Annotated in this window: 20 protein-coding genes; 8 read left to right on the top strand and 12 right to left on the bottom strand. The window is 59.4% G+C overall.

The genetic code is table 11. The features are described 5' to 3' along the window. Positions 1-109: 109 nt before the first annotated feature. Positions 110-1111, bottom strand: coding sequence for a molybdopterin-binding protein (locus ACR0LW_RS01160; RefSeq protein WP_480881312.1), 1002 nt, complete (start codon positions 1109-1111; stop codon positions 110-112). Beyond that, positions 1108-2076: an XdhC family protein gene (locus ACR0LW_RS01155; protein WP_480881310.1), complete on the bottom strand. Its 969-nt coding sequence runs from the start codon at positions 2074-2076 to the stop codon at positions 1108-1110. The genes ACR0LW_RS01160 and ACR0LW_RS01155 overlap by 4 nt, the downstream gene beginning before the upstream one ends. A 219-nt stretch (positions 2077-2295) precedes the next feature. Between ACR0LW_RS01155 and ACR0LW_RS01150 the strand changes: the two genes are divergently transcribed. Continuing rightward, complete coding sequence (locus tag ACR0LW_RS01150) at positions 2296-2796, top strand: hypothetical protein (RefSeq protein ID WP_170451001.1); 501 nt, start codon at positions 2296-2298, stop codon at positions 2794-2796. 3 nt (positions 2797-2799) lie between these two features. On the opposite strand, the gene ACR0LW_RS01145 is transcribed toward ACR0LW_RS01150, so the two are convergent. Further along, on the bottom strand, positions 2800-4056 hold the full coding sequence (locus ACR0LW_RS01145; RefSeq protein ID WP_480881308.1) for a vWA domain-containing protein: 1257 nt from the start codon (positions 4054-4056) through the stop codon (positions 2800-2802). A 58-nt stretch (positions 4057-4114) separates the two neighbouring features. Then, positions 4115-5023 (bottom strand): AAA family ATPase, encoded by a 909-nt coding sequence (locus tag ACR0LW_RS01140; RefSeq protein ID WP_480881306.1) that lies wholly within the window; start codon positions 5021-5023, stop codon positions 4115-4117. Positions 5024-5156: 133 nt separating this feature from the next. Here ACR0LW_RS01140 and pyrC point away from each other — a divergent pair, with 133 nt between their 5' ends. Further along, entirely contained in the window at positions 5157-6194 is a 1038-nt protein-coding gene (gene pyrC / locus ACR0LW_RS01135) for a dihydroorotase (protein ID WP_480881305.1), read from the top strand. On the opposite strand, the gene ACR0LW_RS01130 is transcribed toward pyrC, so the two are convergent. Both ACR0LW_RS01130 and ACR0LW_RS01125 read right to left on the bottom strand, forming a co-directional pair. After that, on the bottom strand, positions 6191-7486 hold the full coding sequence (locus tag ACR0LW_RS01130; RefSeq protein WP_480881303.1) for an MmgE/PrpD family protein: 1296 nt from the start codon (positions 7484-7486) through the stop codon (positions 6191-6193). The two genes, pyrC and ACR0LW_RS01130, sit on opposite strands and share 4 nt — an antisense overlap. A 38-nt stretch (positions 7487-7524) precedes the next feature. Beyond that, positions 7525-7971: a type II toxin-antitoxin system RatA family toxin gene (locus ACR0LW_RS01125; RefSeq protein ID WP_170451128.1), complete on the bottom strand. Its 447-nt coding sequence runs from the start codon at positions 7969-7971 to the stop codon at positions 7525-7527. Between the two features lie 73 nt (positions 7972-8044). Here ACR0LW_RS01125 and hpt point away from each other — a divergent pair, with 73 nt between their 5' ends. Next, positions 8045-8590, top strand: a complete 546-nt coding sequence (hpt, locus tag ACR0LW_RS01120) for a hypoxanthine phosphoribosyltransferase (RefSeq protein ID WP_170451130.1) — start codon at positions 8045-8047, stop codon at positions 8588-8590. 9 nt (positions 8591-8599) lie between these two features. Here hpt and ACR0LW_RS01115 read toward each other — a convergent pair whose 3' ends face one another. Both ACR0LW_RS01115 and lipA read right to left on the bottom strand, forming a co-directional pair. Continuing rightward, a complete protein-coding gene (locus ACR0LW_RS01115) occupies positions 8600-9742 on the bottom strand; it encodes an amidohydrolase (protein WP_480881301.1) in 1143 nt (380 codons plus the stop codon). Beyond that, entirely contained in the window at positions 9739-10689 is a 951-nt protein-coding gene (gene lipA, locus ACR0LW_RS01110; RefSeq protein WP_170518239.1) for a lipoyl synthase, read from the bottom strand. The genes ACR0LW_RS01115 and lipA overlap by 4 nt, the downstream gene beginning before the upstream one ends. A 261-nt stretch (positions 10690-10950) precedes the next feature. On the opposite strand from lipA, the gene ACR0LW_RS01105 reads away from it, so the two are divergent. Beyond that, on the top strand, positions 10951-11499 hold the full coding sequence (locus tag ACR0LW_RS01105) for a redoxin family protein (RefSeq protein ID WP_480881299.1): 549 nt from the start codon (positions 10951-10953) through the stop codon (positions 11497-11499). 47 nt (positions 11500-11546) lie between these two features. Here ACR0LW_RS01105 and ACR0LW_RS01100 read toward each other — a convergent pair whose 3' ends face one another. Next, entirely contained in the window at positions 11547-12470 is a 924-nt protein-coding gene (locus ACR0LW_RS01100; RefSeq protein WP_170734635.1) for a LysR substrate-binding domain-containing protein, read from the bottom strand. 50 nt (positions 12471-12520) lie between these two features. After that, the gene (locus ACR0LW_RS01095) at positions 12521-13591 is read right to left on the bottom strand and encodes a DUF6456 domain-containing protein (RefSeq protein ID WP_480881746.1); all 1071 of its coding nucleotides are present in this window, start codon (positions 13589-13591) and stop codon (positions 12521-12523) included. Positions 13592-13831: 240 nt separating this feature from the next. Here ACR0LW_RS01095 and ACR0LW_RS01090 point away from each other — a divergent pair, with 240 nt between their 5' ends. Then, complete coding sequence (locus ACR0LW_RS01090) at positions 13832-14131, top strand: DUF6477 family protein (protein WP_170451141.1); 300 nt, start codon at positions 13832-13834, stop codon at positions 14129-14131. On the opposite strand, the gene ACR0LW_RS01085 is transcribed toward ACR0LW_RS01090, so the two are convergent. After that, the gene (locus ACR0LW_RS01085; protein WP_170518230.1) at positions 14132-15676 is read right to left on the bottom strand and encodes a trimethylamine methyltransferase family protein; all 1545 of its coding nucleotides are present in this window, start codon (positions 15674-15676) and stop codon (positions 14132-14134) included. Between the two features lie 133 nt (positions 15677-15809). Beyond that, complete coding sequence (locus tag ACR0LW_RS01080; RefSeq protein ID WP_170518227.1) at positions 15810-16505, bottom strand: MgtC/SapB family protein; 696 nt, start codon at positions 16503-16505, stop codon at positions 15810-15812. A 157-nt stretch (positions 16506-16662) separates the two neighbouring features. Here ACR0LW_RS01080 and guaA point away from each other — a divergent pair, with 157 nt between their 5' ends. The 3 genes from guaA to ACR0LW_RS01065 all read left to right on the top strand — a co-directional run bounded on the left by guaA (position 16663) and on the right by ACR0LW_RS01065 (position 20610). Continuing rightward, a complete protein-coding gene (gene guaA / locus ACR0LW_RS01075) occupies positions 16663-18222 on the top strand; it encodes a glutamine-hydrolyzing GMP synthase (protein ID WP_480881296.1) in 1560 nt (519 codons plus the stop codon). A 263-nt stretch (positions 18223-18485) separates the two neighbouring features. Further along, positions 18486-19346, top strand: a complete 861-nt coding sequence (locus ACR0LW_RS01070) for a DMT family transporter (RefSeq protein ID WP_480881745.1) — start codon at positions 18486-18488, stop codon at positions 19344-19346. A 133-nt stretch (positions 19347-19479) separates the two neighbouring features. Beyond that, positions 19480-20610 (top strand): outer membrane protein transport protein, encoded by a 1131-nt coding sequence (locus ACR0LW_RS01065; protein WP_170630157.1) that lies wholly within the window; start codon positions 19480-19482, stop codon positions 20608-20610. Positions 20611-20672: the final 62 nt, after the last annotated feature.

Raw genomic sequence — 20672 nt, 5'->3', positions numbered from 1 at the left:
CACGGGAATTTTCGTTTGAGAACAAAAATCTTGTCGCGTTCAACACCCCGAGCGTCGCTTAACACTCATAACCTAAAGTGGCAGGGATAGAGGTCAAAATGCCGTGGCGTCACGGCCTGCGCTGGGCGCGCGGTTGAGGTCGCGTCGGGATTTCCTTGAGCAATCCGCCCACACCCATGGCCGCAATATCCGCGCCTGTGGTCTCGACACCGCAGGCAACGCGGGACAGAACCCAATCCGCGCCGTTCAAAGCAGGCGAGCGTGCGCAACCCGGCAGGCCGATAACGGGCCGATCCCCCATCGCGCCCAGAAACAGCAGGTTGCCGGGATCGACCGGCATACCGAACCGATCCACCGCCCCGCCTGCCGAGCGCACAGCCGAAGGTGCCACATCATCCACATCCGAGGTGGCCGAAGCGGTCAGAATCATCAGAACGTCGCCCTGCGTTCCGGCAATGGCCTTCGCAAGGGGATCGGTGTCATGCGCGACGATCTGCACGTCGCACAACTCCATCCCCAACAGTTCGACCCGCCCCCGCATGGCCGCGATGCCTTTTTCGTTCGGTGGTCCACCGGGAATATCCGTCACGATCAGACCAGCGGTTTTGTGAACCGGCGCAATCAGTTGAACTGAGCTTTGCGCAAGGCTTGCTGCGCGCTGAACGTCCACCTCGGGCACGGCGTAGGAAATCACCTTGATCGTCGCGACCATTCCGCCGTCACTCATCTGCTGATGCTGCGGAACTGTGGCGACGGTGATCATTGGGTTGACCTGATTGAACTGCTCCAGCGCGGCCACGTCCAGCGCCACGACGCCCGGCCCGTTGGCCAGCAAGTTGACGCGCCCCGTAAATGCTTCGGTCACGCGCAGGTTCGCCGCCGACGGGTCAGGTACCAAAGCCTTGGCCAACAGCGTAGCCGCCTCGTCCTCGTGACAGTCGCCGGGTTCCAGACGGGCCACGACAATTTCGGTCAAACCGGCCTGTGTCAGTTGTGTGATGTGATCTTCGGTCAGTCTCAGACCCTTGCGCAGTTTGCGGTCCGAGGCCATGACCGAATGCGCCAGAATCGCCCCGTTGGCATCAGCTACGGGCACCGGGCCAAACTTCATGCCTTGCCTCGCAGAACAGCAGTCATCTGAGCCAGGATCGCAACGGCAATTTCCGAAGGATCAGTGGCTCCGATGTCCATACCAATTGGCCCGTGTATTCTGCCGATCTGCGCATCGGTAAACCCGGCAGCCGACATACGCTCGACCCGTTTGGCATGGGTTCGCTTTGACCCCAGCGCGCCGATGTAGAACACGTCCGCCTCCAACGCGGCTTGCAGCGCGGGGTCGTCCAGCTTGGGGTCATGGGTCAGCAGAACAACCGCTGTGCGCGTGTCTAGTCCCAGTTTCAAAACGGCTTCGTCCGGCCAATCGGTGAGAATCTTTTCACCGGGAAAGCGCGCATCTGACGCAAAGGCATCGCGCGGGTCCACGATGGCCGGGTCATATCCCGCAATCCGCGCCATAGGCACCAAAGCCTGCGCGATGTGAACCGCACCGACGACGATCAGGCGCAAGGGCGGGTTATGGACGGCGACAAAGGTCTCTGCATCCTCTTCGAAACCGGACCGGTCCATGCGCAGTCGGTCGGGGTATTTGTTGCGCCGCAGGGCGCGGTGGCCGCTGTTGATATTGACCTCATAAGCCAGCGGCTCGCGCGCCGCCCGCGCGGCGACCAGTTCGGCCAGCATCGATTCAGGCAGGACGCGGCCAACCGGTTCAACCAGAACCCGGATGGTGCCGCCACAGGCCAGACCCACGGCAAAGGCGTCTTCGTCGCTGACGCCAAACTCCAGCAATCGCGCCTCGCCCTCATCAATGGCTTCCAGCGCCTCGACGATCACCGCGCCTTCGACGCACCCGCCGGACACGGACCCTTCGATCCGCCCATCACCGCCAATCACCAACTGAGCGCCCACCCGGCGCGGTGCACTGCCCCAGGTCTCGACCACCGTCGCCAGGGCCGCACCGCGCCCTTTGCGGTGCCAGTCCAAAGCGGTTTCCGGGCTGTTGTCGAATCGCTCCATCGAAGCCTCCTGAGGTCATCGGACTCAACATAGTCAGGAAAAGCGGGAAGAAAAGCATATGGGGGCAGTCCCCGCTCAAGGACGAGCTTGCTTGGGGGCAAAGGTTCTTTCGTATTCACATAAGCAAAGCATTGATTGTCTGCGCCCGTGCTTTTAGCTTGCTGCTACCTTCGGGGCCAATCCCGGACGTGCCCCCATTTTCAAAACGGAGACAGAGAGTTGAAACGCATTCTTACACTCGGCGCAGCTTTTGGGCTGTTGGCGTCAACCGCAGCTTGGGCTGATACATTTGAACGCTATGGCGAGGTCGAAGGCTGGAAGGTCTTCATCGACAATGAAAAGAAATCCTGCCTGATCGAAGCGATCGATGACTCGGAAAACGTGGTTCAGATGGGCCTGACTGAGGATCGCGCTGTGGGCTATGTCGGCGTCTTTACCAAAGCCGAAACGGACATCAAGCGCGGTGAGAAAGAAGCCGTGGCGATCATTCTGGGCGACAACCTGTATCTGGGTGAGGCCACGGGCATGAAGGGAAACATCACCAAGGGGTATTCAGGCGGCTACGTGCTGTCGGACGATCCGCAATTCGCGGAAGATCTGGCCAAACAGAAGGTCATGATCGTGTTCCCGGAAAAATCCTTTGGTTTCACCGTCGATCTGACCGGCACTTACAAAGCCATTGAAATGGCGCGCGAGTGCAATGAAAAACAGCTGGGCTGACGCTTAGCCGGAAAGCGCGGAGATCAGCCGCGCTTTCTCGCCCACATCCTGTGGTTCCGAAATGACGGTCGCCAGATCTTCGAGCGACGCAATCGAGTGACCGGCGCGGAAGCTGTCCACATGCGGCAGCATGGCAGCCACGCCCTGCGCCTTTGGCGCGAACCCATCCCATCGCAGCAATGGATTGAGCCAGATCAGACGGCGCGCCGACAGGTGCAGACGTTCGGTTTCCTTCGCCAAGGCGTCCGGGTCGCCACGATCCAGCCCGTCCGAGATCAGCAGAACAACGGCACCCTGCCCCATCACGCGCCGCGACCAGTCACGATTGAACGCGTGCAGACAGTCCCCGATCCGTGTGCCACCCTCCCAATCCTGCGCTTCGGCCCCGGCGGCGGCCAGCGCGGCGTCCACGTCGCGTTGGTGCAAGTGGCGGGTGATATTGGTAAGTCTTGTGCCAAAGGTGAAAGCGTGGACCTTGGCCCATCCCGCGCCCTTGGCGTTCGAGACGGTGTGCAGGAAATGCAGGATCAGGCGGCTGTATTGGCTCATTGAACCCGAGATGTCGCAAAGAACCACAAGATTGGGCCAGCGAGGCCTAGGTTTTTGCCGGGCAATGTCCCGTATCTCACCACCCTGACGCATGGCTGCGCGCAGGGTTCTGGCGCGGTCGATGCGGTGGCCCAGAGGGTTGGCCTGCGCCCGCCTGCTGGCAATCGGGTGAACCGGCAAGGTTAGACGCGCCAGAAGGCGTTTGGCCTGTGCGATTTCATCCGTGCTCATCTGCTCAAAATCCAGACTGCGCAGGCGTTCTTCGGAAGACGCGGTTTGCGAGGCGTCAATGTCGAGCTCGGTCTCGCCTTCATCTTCCGCAGGCTCGGGCAGATCACGTTCAACCCCGTCCAGCAGCGCCTCGGCTGCGCGCTTTTCGGCGGCGTCGGCCTTGCGTTCTTCCTGCACGCCCCGAATGGCGGGCAGCATCATGGACATCATGTGTTCCAGATAACGCGGGTCGCGCCAGTAGAGGCGGAAAACCTGTGCAAAGACGGTGCGATGTTCAGGTCGGTTCACGAAACAGGCGTGCAGGGTCCAGTAGAAATCCTGCCTTTGCGTGAAACCCGCCGCCTGCACGGCGCGTATGGCATCCACCACCCGACCTGTCCCGATGGGCAGTCCCGCCTTGCGCAGCGCGCGGGCAAAATGGGTGATGTTTTGCGCCAGTTTCGGATCTGCGGGGGTGTCGAGCGTAAGGTGTTCGGCCATTACCTTTCATGGGGGCTCTGCCCCCATACCCCCGAGGTATTTTTGAACAGAAGAAGCATCAGGCGGGTTCGAGGTCGGCTTTTGCCTCATCCAGAATGCGTTTGGCTTCAGAGCCTTGCAGTTTCTGGATGTCGTCCTGGTATTTCAGGATCGCGCCGAGCGTGTCGCCGATGACCTCGGGGCTGAGGTTGATGACATCCAGCGCCAGCAGGCATTTGGCCCAGTCGATGGTTTCGGCGACGCCGGGTTTTTTGAACAGGTCTTCGGTGCGCAGGCGTTGAACAAAGGCGACAACCTCGCGGCTGAGCGCCTCGGCGGCCTCGGGCGCGCGGGCGTGCAGGATTTCGATCTCGCGGTTGAAATCGGGGTAGTCGACCCAGTGGTAGAGGCAGCGGCGTTTGAGGGCGTCATGCACCTCGCGCGTGCGGTTCGAAGTGACGATGACGATGGGTGGTTCGGGCGCATGGACGGTACCGAGTTCCGGGATTGTGACCTGAAAATCGCTGAGCGCTTCCAGCAGGAACGCCTCGAAGGGTTCATCGGTGCGGTCGAGTTCGTCAATGAGCAGCACCGGCGCGCCGTGCTCATCCGGTCGCATGGCTTGCAGCAAGGGGCGTTCGATCAGGTAGTCGTCCGAGAACAGTTCGGTTTGCAGGGCTGTGCGGTCCGCGCCGCCTGCGGCCTCAGCCGTGCGGATAGCGACCATTTGCGCCGGGAAGTTCCATTCATAGACGGCTGAGGAGGCATCCAGCCCCTCATAGCATTGCAGGCGGATCAGGCGGCGCCCCAAACCCGCAGCCAGTGCCTTTGCGATTTCGGTCTTTCCAACGCCTGCCTCACCTTCCAGAAACAGCGGGCGGCCCAGCTTGAGCGCCAGAAAAACAACCGTCGCCAATGCCCGGCCGCACACGTAACCTTGCGCGTCCAGTGTTTGCTGAACGGCATCAATGGAACTTGGTTGGGTCATGCATGTTCTCCTTGCGGCCTAACAGGTCATGGGCCGGGGTCTGCGTCAAGCCTGCGGTGGGGGAAGAGGTACGGCGATCCTGCGCGCTGACAAGGTCTTTTCCGGCGGCGGGGTCTGTGCTAGCGGGTGCGTCATGACTGATAGCATCACGATCCGCCGCCCCGACGACTGGCACCTGCATCTGCGCGATGGCGCGATGCTGCAGGCCGTTCTGCCCGAAACCGCGCGCCATTTTGGCCGTGCGATCATCATGCCCAATCTGGTACCCCCGGTGGTGACTGGCGCACACGCTGCTGCCTATCGCGAGCGCATCATGGCCGCGCTGCCCGAGGGGATGGCGTTCGAGCCGCTGATGACCCTGTATCTGACCGAAGACACGGACCCGGACGATCTGGCCGCCGCCCATGCAAGCGGGCTGGTCAAGGCGGTGAAGTTGTATCCGGCAGGGGCCACAACCAATTCACATTCCGGCGTGCGGAATTTCGACAATGTGCGCCCTGTGCTGGAACGCATGGCCGAGATTGGCCTGCCCCTGTGTGTGCATGGTGAAGTGACAGATGCCGAGATTGACATTTTCGACCGCGAGGCTGTGTTCATCGATCGCGTTCTGGATCCGATCCGCAAAGCTACTCCGGGCCTGCGGGTGGTGATGGAGCATATTACGACCCATGACGGTGTTCAGTACGTCAAAGGCAATGACACCGATCTGGGCGCGACGATCACCGCGCATCACCTGATCATCAACCGCAACCATATACTGGTCGGTGGGATCAAGCCGCATTACTATTGCCTACCCGTCGCCAAGCGCGAAGAACATCGGTTGGAGTTGCTGAAGGCCGCGACCTCGGGTGATGCGCGCTATTTCCTGGGCACCGACAGCGCGCCGCACACGGATGACAACAAGGAAATGGCCTGTGGTTGCGCAGGTTGTTTCACGGCGACGAACACCATGTCCTTGGTGGCCGAGATGTTCGACCGCGAAGGCGCGTTGGACAAGCTGGAAGGGTTTGTTTCTCTGAATGGGCCTGCCTTCTATGGCCTGCCTGTGAACGAAGGTTCGATCACGCTGACCAAAGGCGAACCGGTCGAGTACCCCGACAAGATCGAAACCGGAGACGGCCCGGTAACCGTATTCGACCCCGGTTTCCCCCTGCACTGGCGCGTGGACTAACCCGCCAGTTTTGCAGCCAGATCGCGGGCGCGACCGCCGGTGCGCAGCATCGACCAGATCGCGTCCGCCTCAATCCCTCCGATCAGTTTCGAGGCTTTGGCACGAACCCGGTCTTCCCGGTCGGGAAGAGACATTGGGGTCATGAGGTCATAGGTAGCCTCACGCCGCGCCCCGTCGCGCCGCAGCAAGGTCAGGCAAGCCTCAGTTTCGGAAAGGGAGTCATCCGCTTTGACCGTGATGCGATCTTGCAGCGACCGGATGCGCGGGTCGGCGCAGACCTTCTCAGAGTAGCTGCCCGGCAAGGCGGTGTCATATCCCAACGCCTGCATTGCAATCACCGTGCGATATGAGAATTTCGCCCCCAGCCCGGTGGTCGGAGACATCTGGTTGCAGACGCTCATCCAACGCGGGTGGGTTTTGACCTGGATCTCGGCCACTTCGGGTTCAGCGATGTCCAGATTACGCGCGGCCTCAAGCGCCGCGTGTAGCCCGTGGCAGCAGGCGTGGAACTTGTAGCTGACGGATTCGAAAAGCCATTCATCTCCTAAACCGTCCAGAGCCGCCGTGGCATCCGCAGCCCCCTGATGCGTCGCGCCAAAGCCAAATTGGCCTTCCAGTGCTTCGGCATTGGGTTCAAATCCGCGCTTGACCAGAAGCGCCGCCTCAACCCCATTCGAGGCTGCCAAACCCGCGTTGTAAGGCTTGCCCATCGTGCCGAACTGAGCCTTCAGACCCGCCGAGCGGGTCGCTGTCAGGCCCAGCACCTGACGCATCTGATCGGCGTCGAACTGTAACAGACGCCCCACCGCCACCGCCGCCCCAAAGGCCCCCGCCGTTGCCGTTTGGTGAAACCCGGCCTGATAGTGGCCGCGCCCCAGCCACAGGCCGATGCGGATTGAGACCTCCATCCCGATCAGGGCCGCTTCGAGGAAGTCCACAAGAATACGATCATCCCATTCCGACACCGCCAGCGCAGCGGGCATAACGGCGACCGATGGGTGGCCGATATGGGCGAAATGGGTGTCGTCATAATCCAATGCATGGGACACGTTGCCATTGACCAAAGCCGCTGCGCGGAGGGGCGCGAGCCCCCCGCCGAACATATGCGCCTGGGCGGCGCCGCCCTCCTCTAGCACCATATTCCGTACGGTATTAGACACGGGTTCATCCGCCCCGGCGCGGCCAACGGCGATCCAATCCAGAACAGATAGCGACGTGACAATCCGTGCCTGCGCGGTGGTCGAGATCGCGCCCGCGGCAAAAGCCGCCAATGCTGATGTGAAATCTGACATGAGGCGCAGTCTAACGTGCGCCGTTCGTTGGTAAAGCCTTAGCTGTAAAGCTCGGCGGCACGAGCCTCGAACGCGCGAACGATGCGTTGCATGGCCTCGTTGAAGACCACGCCAATGATGCCCTGCAGGATGGCGTTCTTGAATTCGAAATCCACATGGAACGACACGTTGCAGCCCCCGTCCGGCGCGTCTTCGAACTGCCAGTCGGATTTCATGTATTTGAACGGACCGTCCAGATATTCGGTGTCGATCTTCTTCTGATCCGCAAACAGCGTCACCCGGCTGCCGAACCGCTCGCGAAACACTTTGAACGAGATGACCAGATCGGCCTCCATCACCTCGGCCTCGCCTGCCGCATAGGTCTTGCGGATACGGGCCGCTGCGCACCAGGGCAGAAACTGCGGGTATTTCGCCACATCCGCAACCAGATCATACATCTGCTGGGCGGTGTATGGCAGGTGGCGGGTTTCCGAGTGGATTGGCATGGCATTCAGGCATTTAAAGGTGACAATGGCGCGTCATGTCGTATGTTGCGCGCCAAAGATCAAGGGGGCTGCGATGACTGACCGCGCTTATGTGATAGATGAGATGATCTCGGCCAAGGCCATCGCGGCGCGGATTGAGGAGCTGTGTCGCAAGATTTCCGAGGAATTCGGCAATACCGACAAGCTGGTTGTGGTGGGCCTGTTGCGCGGCAGTTTCGTCTTCATCGCCGATCTGGTGCGCGAGCTGGACCTGCCCATCGAGGTCGACTTTCTTGAGGCGTCGTCTTACGGCGATTCCATGGAGAGCAGCCGGGAAGTGCGTATTCTCAAAGACTTGCGCGGCGCAATTGAAGGGCGCGACGTGCTGGTGGTCGAGGATATTGTCGACACTGGCCACACCTTGAACCACGTCACCAACCTGCTGCACAGCCGCAATCCCAAGCGTCTGAAATCCATCGCCCTGCTGGACAAACCCAGCCGACGCGAGGTTGATTTCCGCTCGGACTGGATCGGGTTTGAGATCCCGGATGAGTTTGTTGTCGGTTACGGAATTGACTACGCACAGCGCAATCGCAATTTGCCCTTTATTGGCAAGGTGCGCTTTACCGAAGACACGTAAGCGGCTGGCTCAACCCAAAACCTGACGGATCGCATTCAGAAAGATTCCGGTTCCGATCGGGATCAGCGCATCGGGAAAATCGTAATCCGGGTTGTGCAACTGCGGATGATCGCGCCCGGCCCCAAGCCAGAACATCGCGGTCTTCGCGCCTTTGCCAAACTGGCCGAAATCCTCGGAAAACCGTTGCGGTGTGTTGGTCCGTTTACACTCAACCTTTTGGGCGGCGCAGGCTTGGGTCAAAATCTCTACCGCGTCCGAATGATTGGTGCAGGCGTCGAAAACGTCTTCGCAAGTGATCGAAGCGCTTAGCGCTTCGGATTTCGCGACCTGCTGCACCAGCGCTTCGGCATCCGCAATCAGTTTGGCCATCCGGTCGTCGGATACCGTGCGCAGCGTCACCCAAAGCTCGGCCTGTCCTGGGGCGACACCGAATGTCTGCTCCCCCAAACTGGCATGAGTGATCGTGGTCAGCGCGTAATCCGAGTTCAGCGCGCCGCCGCCACCAAGCGCTGTCAAAGCCGGGATCAAAGCCGCCAATGCGCCGGCCGGAGATACGCCGTCCTGAGGCGCCGCTGCGTGCGAAGTTTTGCCGGTCAGCGCAATACGCATCCCGCGTGACGCGCAATTGGCGGGGCCTTTGCACAGCTCGACCGCGCCAAGCTGCAACCCTGGAAGATTGTGCAGCGAAAACACGAAATCAGGTGCGATTTCAGCGAATTGCGGATCAGCCCGGAAGGCTTTGGCCCCCTGCCCGGTTTCCTCGGCAGGCTGGAAGATCAGAACAACGCGACCGCGTTGGGGGCGCTGTTTCTGCAACGCCAGCGCCACGCCCAACACCATCGACATATGGCCGTCATGCCCGCACAGATGCCCCCGGCCCGGTCTCTGCGAGACGTAAGGAACATCCGAGAGTTCCTGAATCGGTAACCCATCCAGCTCACACCGAATACCAACGCATGGCCCGTCCTGACCGCTGTCGAACACAGCGGCGACGCCGTGCCCACCAAGCCCGGTCAACACGCAATCCGCGCCGATGCCGCGCAATTCATCCGCAATCCGGGCGGCGGTCTCGTGCTCGGCTCCGGACAGTTCGGGCTGTTTGTGCAAGCCATGGCGCAACCCAATCAGCCGCGCCAGCGTGTCAGGTGTCACGCCTGCCCCAGCTTCTCTTGCCGGGCGGCGCGCAGGCGGGCGAAATCATCGCCTGCGTGATAGGACGACCGGGTCAACGGCGTGGCCGAGACCATCAGGAACCCTTTGCCATAGGCCGCTTTTTCGTAGGACTCGAACTCTTCTGGCGTGACAAACCGGTCCACCGCGTGGTGCTTGGGCGTCGGTTGCAGATACTGTCCGATGGTCAGAAAATCGATATCGGCGGCGCGCATATCATCCATCACCTGACCGACGGACTGTTTGTCTTCACCCAGACCCACCATGATGCCGGATTTGGTGAAGATCGACGGGTCCAGTTCTTTCACGCGCTGCAACAGGCGCAGCGAGTGGAAATACCGTGCGCCGGGGCGGACCTCGGGATAAAGGCCCGGTACGGTCTCAAGATTGTGGTTGAACACGTCCGGTTTCGCTTCGACCACGGTTTCGAGCACTTCGGGCGCGCATTTCAGGAAATCCGGCGTCAGAATCTCAATCGTCGTCTTGGGTGAGCGATGACGGACCGCGCGGATGGTCTGCGCAAAATGCTCGGCCCCGCCATCGGTCAGGTCATCGCGATCCACCGAGGTAATCACCACGTGGTTCAGACCCAGTTTTTCAACCGCATGTGCCACGCGGCCGGGCTCGAACACGTCCAGCGCATCGGGGCGCCCGGTGGCGATGTTGCAGAAGGTGCAGCCGCGGGTACAGATCTCGCCCATGATCATCATGGTGGCGTGGCCCTGGCTCCAGCATTCGCCTACATTCGGGCACCCGGCCTCTTCGCAGACGGTGACCAGATTGTTTTCACGCATGATCTTATGCGTGTCGGCATAGCCTTTCCCACCGGGGGCCTTGACCCGGATCCACTTCGGTTTCTTGGGCTGTGCATTGTCCGGGCGATGCGCCTTTTCGGGGTGACGTTGCTCGGGGATTTTCAGATCTCGCACGGGCAGTTTTCCTGACTTTGGGTCAACTTTCTGTTCTCATAACATAAAGCAGTCGTAGGTGTTACGCCAGCGACGCATAGCCGCTATGCAAGCCATCCAAGTCGTGCAATTTAGTTTAACCTTAAACTACATCTTTGCCATACATTTCAATGGTCAAACCCAAAAGCGACGCTTTGCGCCCGCAGCATTTCTTGGATTGAAGGCAGTTTAGACCTGTTTTAAATCACGCCCGGATCACATGTGAATCACAGGAGCTTGAACGTGAAAACCGGAACCAAACTGCCACAGGTTACCTTCCACACCCGCGTCCGCGACGAGGCTGTCGAAGGCCCCAACCCCTATCGCTGGCAGGATGTGACAACCGCAGATTACTTTGCGGGCAAGCGGGTCATCCTGTTCTCGCTTCCTGGCGCGTTCACGCCGACCTGCTCGACATATCAACTGCCCGGTTTCGAAAAAGGCCACGCAGATTTCGTCGCCAAGGGTGTGGACGAGATTTACTGCATGTCGGTCAATGACAGCTTTGTCATGAACAAATGGGCGCAGGATCAGGGCCTGAAAAACGTCAAGGTCATCCCCGACGGATCCGGCGAATTCACCCGCAAGATGGGCATGCTGGTCGACAAGGACAATCTGGGCTTTGGAATGCGCTCGTGGCGCTATGCTGCGATCATCAATGACGGTGTGGTCGAGGCGTGGTTCGAAGAGCCCGGCCTGATGGATAACTGCCCTGAAGATCCCTATGGCGTGTCCTCGCCCGAAAACCTGATGCAGCACCTGCAACAAGCGGCCGAGCCTGAACTGGCCTGAGGCACGATCCGTCTTTTTCCGATTGGCCCGCCCTTTGGCGGGCCTTTTCAGTTTCGGGTGGCGGATACGATGGATTCTCCGACCTCGCGGATAACCTCGGCCAGCCGATCAGACCAGTCTTCATCCCCGCTGGACGCACGGCGGACCAGACCCACAGTGCGGGCCGGTTGTGGCGCGCCAAAGCGGAGCAGTTTCAGGCCGGGAACCGCCTCACCCTCGGCCCGTGCGGCAAGTTCCGGGATCAGGGTCAGGCCAAACCCTTCGGCCACCAAGCGCGACAGGGTCGCCAGCGAGGATGCGCCCATGTTGATCTGGCCGCTGCCCCGATCCTGACCACATACCTCAAGCGCCTGATCCGTCAGGCAATGACCGTCTTCCAACAGCATCAATTGCGCAGATTGCAGGTCCAGCGGGCGCAGCATGTCCGGGGTTGCGGATACTTTTTCCAACCGCGCGGCGCTGCCTGCCAACAGGAACTGATCCTGAAACAGGGGCGTCTCCCTGAACTCCGACCCCGCGACAGGCAGGGCCAGAACAGCGGCGTCAATCTCTCCGGTACGCAGCAGGGTCAGCAGGTGTTCGGTTCTGGCCTCGCGGATCTGCACCCGCAGCGAGACATCGCCGGCCCTTAACCCGGCCAGAACGCCGGGCAGCAGATACGGCGCAATGGTCGGGATGATCCCGATAGACAGCGACCGATGCCCGCCTGAATGGTCGCGCGCGAACTGATCCAAACGGTCTGCCGCACCAAGGATCAGTCGCGCGCGGTCCAGAACATCCCGGCCAAGCGGTGTCAGAAGAATATCGCGCGCCTGCCGCTCGAACAGCACCCCGCCCATGGTTTCCTCAAGCGCTTTGATCTGAACGGACAAAGCAGGCTGCGATACGTTACAGACCTGCGCCGCGCGCCCAAAGTTGCGCTGCTCGGCCACGGCCTGAAAATATTGCAGCTGTCTGAGTGTGAAATTCATAACCCCTGCTTATCACCACCCAAGTGATCTGCAAGGGTTATGTATGACTTCTAACCGATCATCCGATCCCGTTCAGCCTGATCTTCATAGTGTCGTTTCAGGCGCTGCAAAGCGATGCGCAGGACGATTTTACCGGACCGCGCCGACCATCCCATACGCTTTTCCGCCAATTCCAGCCCTTCCAGATAGCAGCAACACCGCAAGGCAACATCGCTGAGACCCGGACCCAGATCAGACAAGGCCCGCGCCACCCGGTCGCGCGCATCTGAGGACCCGCGTCCGCCATGCGACTCGCTGCCGAAACTGCCCCGGCCACCGCTTGTAAGAAACCGGTCCCAATTCTGCGCCACCTGAGGGCCGATCTGCGCCAGTTCAAAATCTTCGCGCAGGCGCTCCCCGGCACTGACAAGAGTCTCGTCCAGAAAGGGTTTACCGTCCCGATCCCGACGCCGCGCCAGCGCGATCAGCGGGCTTTCTGCAGCGCTGTAGCGGATGCGCCGCGCCCGTTCGCCTTGGTCCGAGGCGGCTTTGGCCTGAAACGGTGTTTGCGCTTCGGCCATACCAAATTCATTGCGCGCGCGGGCTTTGTTCTCGGCCTCAGCCACAAGACGGCTCAGCGCGGTGCGACCTGATGCCGATATCCGGTAACGCGAAATCCGCCCGGGATTGTCGCAGGTGATCCAGTCCTGCAAGGCCAGCGCCTGTGCAATCCTGCATTCGACCACGGCGGTTCGGGTCGCACCGGCCTCGCCCGTATCCCGAACGACAACTGCCTTGTCCATATCTTCGGCCACGGCAAGCACCGACCCGGTTTCGCACAAACGGCGCAGAACACGCATGGCTTCCTGATCGAAAACGTCCTTTTCCCCCTCGTCCGGCAAGGCACGGTGGTTTTCGGAAATCGAAAAATGGGTTTCGGCCAGCGATTGCAGGGCTGCATCCACAAGCGGATCGTCACGGCGCATTTCAATGCGTCTGATCTGCCGAAGAATGGTCGACGCATGGCACCCTGCCGATCGCGCGATATCCCGTATCGATCGGCCGGTCTCGGTATGAGCAAGGTATCTTTGCGCCCCTTCAGGCACCCATGCCGGGATGGTGAAAGCCACGTTGTTTTCCATATTCATTTGCCCTCGTCGACAAAACAGACTGCCACTTTTCGCCCTCGGAATTTGAGTTAACCAAATCTAACTAGAGGTGCTTTCGTTACTCGTTCGTTAACCCCAACGGCCTGGAACCAGATTTGATTCAAAAAGATAAACAGTCGTGAAACCATCGTTCGGGGGGAGCCGAACTAAGGCAACACCCGCTTAGGTTGTGTGACAAACAGGCCGTCAAAGCTCGTACAAGGGAACACGAACATGCAGGACCTGATGACCATGATCACAACGCTTCGCCGCCCCCGACTGCTGGCACGGGCGGCCAAACACGGGGCGCAGGATTACAATCGGGACCGGCACCTGCAACGCATTCTGGGATATGGTTCGCTGCCCGGCACAGGCGCAGCCCTGATGCGGTTGTTAGAGCTTGAGAGAGAGGTAAATGAACAACGAAAAGAAGAAGATGCCGCCTATTCACTGGTCCGGCATCTGGATCTTCTGATTGCCCTGTTGGGCGAGGCGCAGCTGTATCAGGCAAGCCGCGCCTCGTACCCTACTTGATCAGATGAAAGCGTCCGGCATGGAGGCTTTCTTTTCCGCTACATAAGCCTCAAGCGCGGCGGCTTTGTCCGGGTCCATCTGCGGCTGCTGATAGTTTGCCAGCAGATGCTCGACCCGCGCAGTTGCCAGGGCGCGTGTGTCGCGGGCGCCTTCTTCCTGCCAGGTCTCGAACGGCTTGTAGTCCAGCATTTCGGTTTTCCAGAACGCGTCCTTGAAATTGGCCTGCGTATGCGCGCAACCCAGATAGTGACCGCCCGGCCCGACTTCGCGGATCGCGTCCATGGCCAGCGCGTTTTCGTCATAGGTCACGCCTTTGGCCAAGCCGTGCAGAATGCCCAGTTGATCGGCATCCATGACGAATTTCTCGAAATCAGCGACCAGACCACCTTCAAGCCAGCCGCAGGCATGCAGCATGAAGTTCACACCCGACAGCAGACCCATGTTCAACGAGTTGGCTGTTTCATACGCCGCCTGCGCGTCCGGCAGTTTCGACCCGCAGAACGAGCCGGCCGAACGGTAAGGCAGGTTCAGACGCCGCGCCAATTGGCCCGCGCCATAGGTGATGTGCGAAGCCTCGGGCGTTCCGAATGTCGGCGCGCCCGAGTTCATGTCGATCGAGGTCACCATCGCGCCAAAGATCGCAGGCGCGCCGGGGCGAATGATCTGGCTATAGGCGACACCGGCCAGAACCTCGGCCAGAACCTGCGTCAGCGTCCCGGCAACCGACACCGGGGCCATCGCGCCTCCCACAATGAACGGAGAGATGATGCAGGCCTGATTGTTGCGCGCATAGACCTCGAGCGACCCCATCATCACATCGTCGAAGGTCATCGGCGAGTTGATGTTGGTCAACGAGGTCATCACCGTATTTTCCTGCACGAACTCTTTGCCGAACAGAATCTCGCACATCTCGACCGAATCCTGCGCGCGGCTGGGGTCGGTCACGGATCCCATAAAGGGTTTGTCCGACAGCGTCATATGCGCCAAGAGCATATCCAGGTGACGCTTGTTCACCGGAATATCGGTCGGTTCGCACACTGTCCCGCCCGAGTGGTGCAGCCACTTGGACATATAGGCCAGTTTCACGAATTTGTTGAAGTCATCCATGGTCGCATAGCGGCGACCGCCCTGCGCGTCACGCACGAATGGCGGGCCATAGACCGGGGCAAGCACCAGATTGCGGCCGCCAATTTCGACCGATTTCTCGGGGTCGCGGGCGTGTTGCGTGAATTGGCTGGGGGCGGTCTTGATCAACTCACGCGCCAGACCGCGCGGGATGCGCACACGCTCACCATCGATATCCGCGCCCGCATCGCGCCAGCGTTCCAGCGCCGCCGGGTTGTCGACAAAGTTGACGCCGATCTCTTCCAGCACGGTTTCCGCGTTGTATTCGATGATCTCCAACGCTTCTTCGTTGAGAACTTCGAAATTCGGAATGTTGCGTTCGATATACTTTGCAGTTTCGATGCGAACCGCGGTGCGCTCGGCCCGGCGGGCAGCGCCACCGCCGCCTCTCGCCCTGCGCCGGGTGTTTGCCTCTGCCATGAGAAAATCCCGTCTGAATGGTTAGATTGACCGTTTAGTTACAGGATTGAGCGTCATCGAGCATATGGTTTACGGCGCTCTGGGGGGAAAAGCGACATTGGACCTCACGTTGGCGTAGATCTTCACCGTCGCGTTACGCTTCGGACACCGTATCCCATTCAATGCTGTCGATGCTCGGCTCAAGCATCAGAGGAGCGACAACCTTGTGCTGCAGTTCCTCGGGGTGATCTTCCATCGAGACCAGAACAGCGATTGTTCGTTTGCCTTCCACCGCATCGCCCTTTTCAAAGCCAACGATTCGAACATCGTTTTGCGCCAACGCCTTGAGAACAGCGACACGCGCATCTGCCTGCGCTTCTTCCGAGCATTGAAGAAGGATCTTGAACTCTTGCGTCAGCGGCACCCCGGCACGTGTGGTGCGCTTGAGCCATTTCACCAACGGCCTGAGCCCGAGATTCACAAAAATCACGAAACCCGTCATCATGACGGCAAACACCCAGGCCCCTGCCCCCGCCATCATTCCGACAGCAGCCGAGCACCACAGGGTAGCAGCCGTATTCAGGCCATGAATGGTGAATCCGTGCCGGAAAATGATACCGGCCCCCAGAAAGCCGATTCCCGAAACGACCTGCGCCGCAACGCGCGTCGGGCTCACCTCATCCGGAAACAGCGCCGAGAATACAACAAACGCAGCGGCACTCAGCGCGACCAGCGCATTTGTCCGCAGCCCGGCCATTCTTTGGCGGACCTGACGCTCGGACCCGATTAGCGCGCCGCAAAACAGCGCCAAAGCCAGATTCAGTGCGGCAATCTCGATGGAAATCGGCAATTTCGGTCCCTTGTTCTATTTGTATATACATCGATCCAGCCGAGTTGTCATATTTTCGTTACAAAACTTTTACAATTCCTTTTTTTGAATCGCTGAACCCCTTTCAGAATCAGAGGTTGCTCTTGCGAAACAGGTGCGCTTGGCCTAAGGCGCGGATATGACCCAAGACACCCATGACCGCCTTCTGATCATCGACTTCGGCAGCCAGGTGACGCAGCTGATTGCCCGTCGCCTGCGTGAACTGAACGTCTATTGCGAAATCCACCCCTACCAAAATGTCACGATGGATGTGGTGCGCCAGATGGCGCCGCGCGCCGTAATCTTTTCGGGCGGCCCGGACAGCGTCACGCGCGATGGCTCGCCCCGCGCCCCGCAAGAGATTTTCGACTATGGCGTGCCGATCCTTGGTATTTGCTACGGTCAGCAGGTGATGATGCACCAGCTTGGCGGCAAGGTCGAAAGCGGCCATGGCACTGCCGAGTTCGGTCGCGCCTTTGTCACCCCGAAGGAACAGCTGGACATTCTGGACGGCTGGTTCGCTGACGGCGACGAACAGGTCTGGATGAGCCACGGCGACCATGTCAGCGAAATCGCCCCGGGTTTTGAGGTCTACGGCACCTCGCCCAACGCGCCCTACGCAATCACGGCAGACCCCGCGCGCCACTTCTATGCGGTGCAATTCCACCCCGAGGTGCACCACACGCCCAAAGGCGCGAAGCTGTACGAAAACTTCGTCAAGCTGGCCGGGTTCAAAGGCGATTGGACCATGGGTGCCTATCGCGAAGAGATGATCCGCAAGATCCGTGAACAGGTTGGCGACAAAAAGGTCATCTGCGGTCTGTCCGGCGGAGTGGATAGCTCGGTGGCGGCGATCCTGATCCACGAGGCTATCGGCGACCAGCTGACCTGCGTCTTTGTCGACCACGGCCTGCTGCGCAAGAACGAGGCCGAGGAAGTTGTCGGCATGTTCCGCGACAACTACAACATTCAGCTGATCCACGCGGATGAAAGCGAGCTGTTCCTTGGCGAGTTGGACGGTCAGAGCGACCCTGAAACCAAACGCAAGATCATCGGCAAACTGTTCATCGACGTGTTCCAGAAACACGCCGACACCATCGATGGGGCCGAGTTCCTGGCGCAAGGGACGCTGTATCCCGACGTGATCGAATCCGTCTCGTTCTCGGGCGGGCCTTCGGTGACGATCAAGTCGCACCACAATGTTGGCGGCCTGCCGGAAAAGATGGGTCTGAAACTGGTCGAACCCCTGCGCGAATTGTTCAAGGACGAAGTCCGGGCACTGGGCCGCGAACTGGGCCTGCCAGCCAGCTTCATCGGTCGCCACCCCTTCCCCGGACCGGGGCTGGCCATCCGCTGCCCGGGCGAGATCACCCGCGAAAAGCTGGAGATTCTGCGCGAGGCCGATGCCATCTACATCGACCAGATCCGCAAACACGGTCTTTACGACGACATCTGGCAAGCCTTCGTTGCCATTCTGCCCGTGCGCACCGTTGGCGTTATGGGTGACGGCCGCACCTATGACTATGCCTGTGCCTTGCGCGCTGTGACCTCGGTCGATGGTATGACCGCCGATTACTATCCGTTCAGCCATGAATTCCTGGGCGAAACCGCCACGCGAATCATCAACGAGATCAAGGGCATCAACCGCTGCACCTATGACATCACATCCAAGCCCCCCGGAACGATCGAGTGGGAATGACAGAGCATCGCAAAAGCCGGGATTGGTGACCACCATCCCGGCTTTTTTGTTTGCTGGCGCTGCTTCTGCGTCGACCTTAGGTTCTTAGGACCCTGCTGAACTCAGGCGTGACCCATTGCGCGATACAGCGCAGATCCGTCAAAACCGGATTCAGGGTGCCCGATCCGCACGAATCCGTTTAAGCCCTGTAAGACACAGGAACAAAGCGCGGAGGATGCGGGGTGGAGAAAGGATCGGTCCAGGTCTTCAAGGCCGGTTTCTGGATGATCGGCGCAATCCTGTCGTTTTCCTCGATGGCTGTCGCCGGGCGCGAACTGAGCCTGCATCACGACACGTTCGAAATCATGATGTATCGCAGCATCGTGGGCATCATTGTCGTCGCGACTGTGCTAAGCGCAGTTCGCGGGTGGCATCAGGTCACCACCGAACGCCTGAGCCTTCATGCGATCCGGAACGCGCTGCATTTCACTGGACAGAATCTTTGGTTCTACGCAGTCGGGGTGATCCCTTTGGCACAGGTCTTCGCCTTGGAATTCACGCAGCCGCTGTGGGTCATCCTGTTATCGCCGTTGTTTTTGAATGAGCGTCTGACAACACTCAAGGTCACTGCGGCCCTGATCGGTTTTGCAGGTATCCTCATCGTAACGCGCCCCGGTACCGCCCCGTTAAGCCCCGGCCTGATGATGGCTGCCGCCTCGGCAATTTTCTTTGCGTTTACAACGATAACCACCAAAAAGCTGACGCGGTTTGCAAGCATCGGATGCATCATGTTCTGGCTGGCCGTTATGCAGGCCGTTTTGGGGGCCGCAGCCGCAGGTCTGGACGGTCAAATCGCCCTTCCCACCCTGCAAACCGCACCCTACTTGCTGTTGGTCGGGTTGGCCGGGTTGCTGGCACATTTCTGTATTACCAACGCGTTAGCCATCGCTCCGGCCACTGTGGTCATCCCCTTTGACTTCGCGCGTCTTCCCACAATCGCCGTGGTCGGAATGCTTCTTTACAACGAGCCCATCGATCATTGGACAATGCTGGGGGCCGCCGTGATCTTCTCGGGGATTTTCCTGAACGTGTGGTCCGAGAATCGTAACAGTTTGGCAACAGTCCGCGACTCTAGTCGTAACTAGTAACGCACGGTCACGACTTGACCTTAAACTAACTGGAAAGAAAGTATCGGGCACATTTTTGCAGGTTGGAACGCAACTCACACTCAACGCGTAGCCGAAAGCACCTGCGAGGGACTGTAAAGGGAGGTTCAAAATGAAAAAAGCGCTACTGACGACATGTGCGCTTTGCTTTGGAGCGACAGTTGGTCATGCAGGTGGCCTGGATCGAAGCGGGCAAGGCATCAACCTGATTTTTGAGGAGGGATCGGTAGTTCAGTTTCGCCTTGGGTACACCAACCCAAGTGTATCGGGAACAATGCCTGCGTTAATCGGGCCAAATGCTGGTCAACCTGTCGATTCGGGCAACGTTGCAAATGACTTTTTTACACCGCACCTGGGGTACAAGACTGCTCTGACTGAACAGTTGGACTTTGCGATCATGTATGATCAACCTTTCGGCGCGGACATTGAATATGCCGATGATTACCCGCTGTCGATCAACCCAAACCCTGCTGGACGCCAGGATACTCTGAATGCAACCGCAGACACAGATGCTGTGACCGCGCTTTTGCGTTACAAATTTGACAACGGGTTCAGCGCACTGGGTGGCGTACGCGCGCAGCGCGTAAAGGCATCGGTTAGCGTACCACTTGTAGCCGGGTATGAAGTCAATACGGACGCGGACATTTCGTTCGGATATGTTGTCGGAGTCGCTTGGGAAAAACCGGAAATTGCTGCTCGTGTCGCACTGACTTATAACTCAAAGATCAGCCATAACCTCTCGCAAACCGAGGCACTTGATTCCACCGGTACACTCAACTCAGGAACCGAGATCGAAACACCGCAATCGGTCAATCTGGATTTTCAGACTGGCGTCGCCCCGAAGACCCTACTTTTCGGATCTATTCGTTGGGTTGACTGGCCTCAGCTCAACTTTTCGCCGCCGAATTATCCATTTAACCCACTTGTCGACTACGACAACGCCACCTATACCTATTCGCTCGGTCTTGGTTATCAGTTTTCCGACGAATTCTCTGGTGCGGTAACACTTGGCTATGAAACCGACGAGGGTGAACCAGTATCGAACCTTGGTCCGACCGACGGTTTCTGGAGCATCGGTGTCGGTGGAACATATTCGTTGGAAAAAGCCAAAATCTCGGGAGGCATCCGCTATACCGACATCGGCGATGCGACCGTGGACGGCGCAGGCCCCAACGCACGCGCCGACTTCTCAGGCAACAGCGCCTGGAGTGTTGGTTTCCAGATCACCTACGCTTTGGACTGATCTGACCGATCACGCAAACACAAGGCCCCGCCCATTCGGCGGGGTCTTTTTTTGTCGCATGT

This window comes from Ruegeria sp. N4, assembly GCF_056531425.1.
This window is presented reverse-complemented; position numbering and strand designations above follow the sequence as displayed.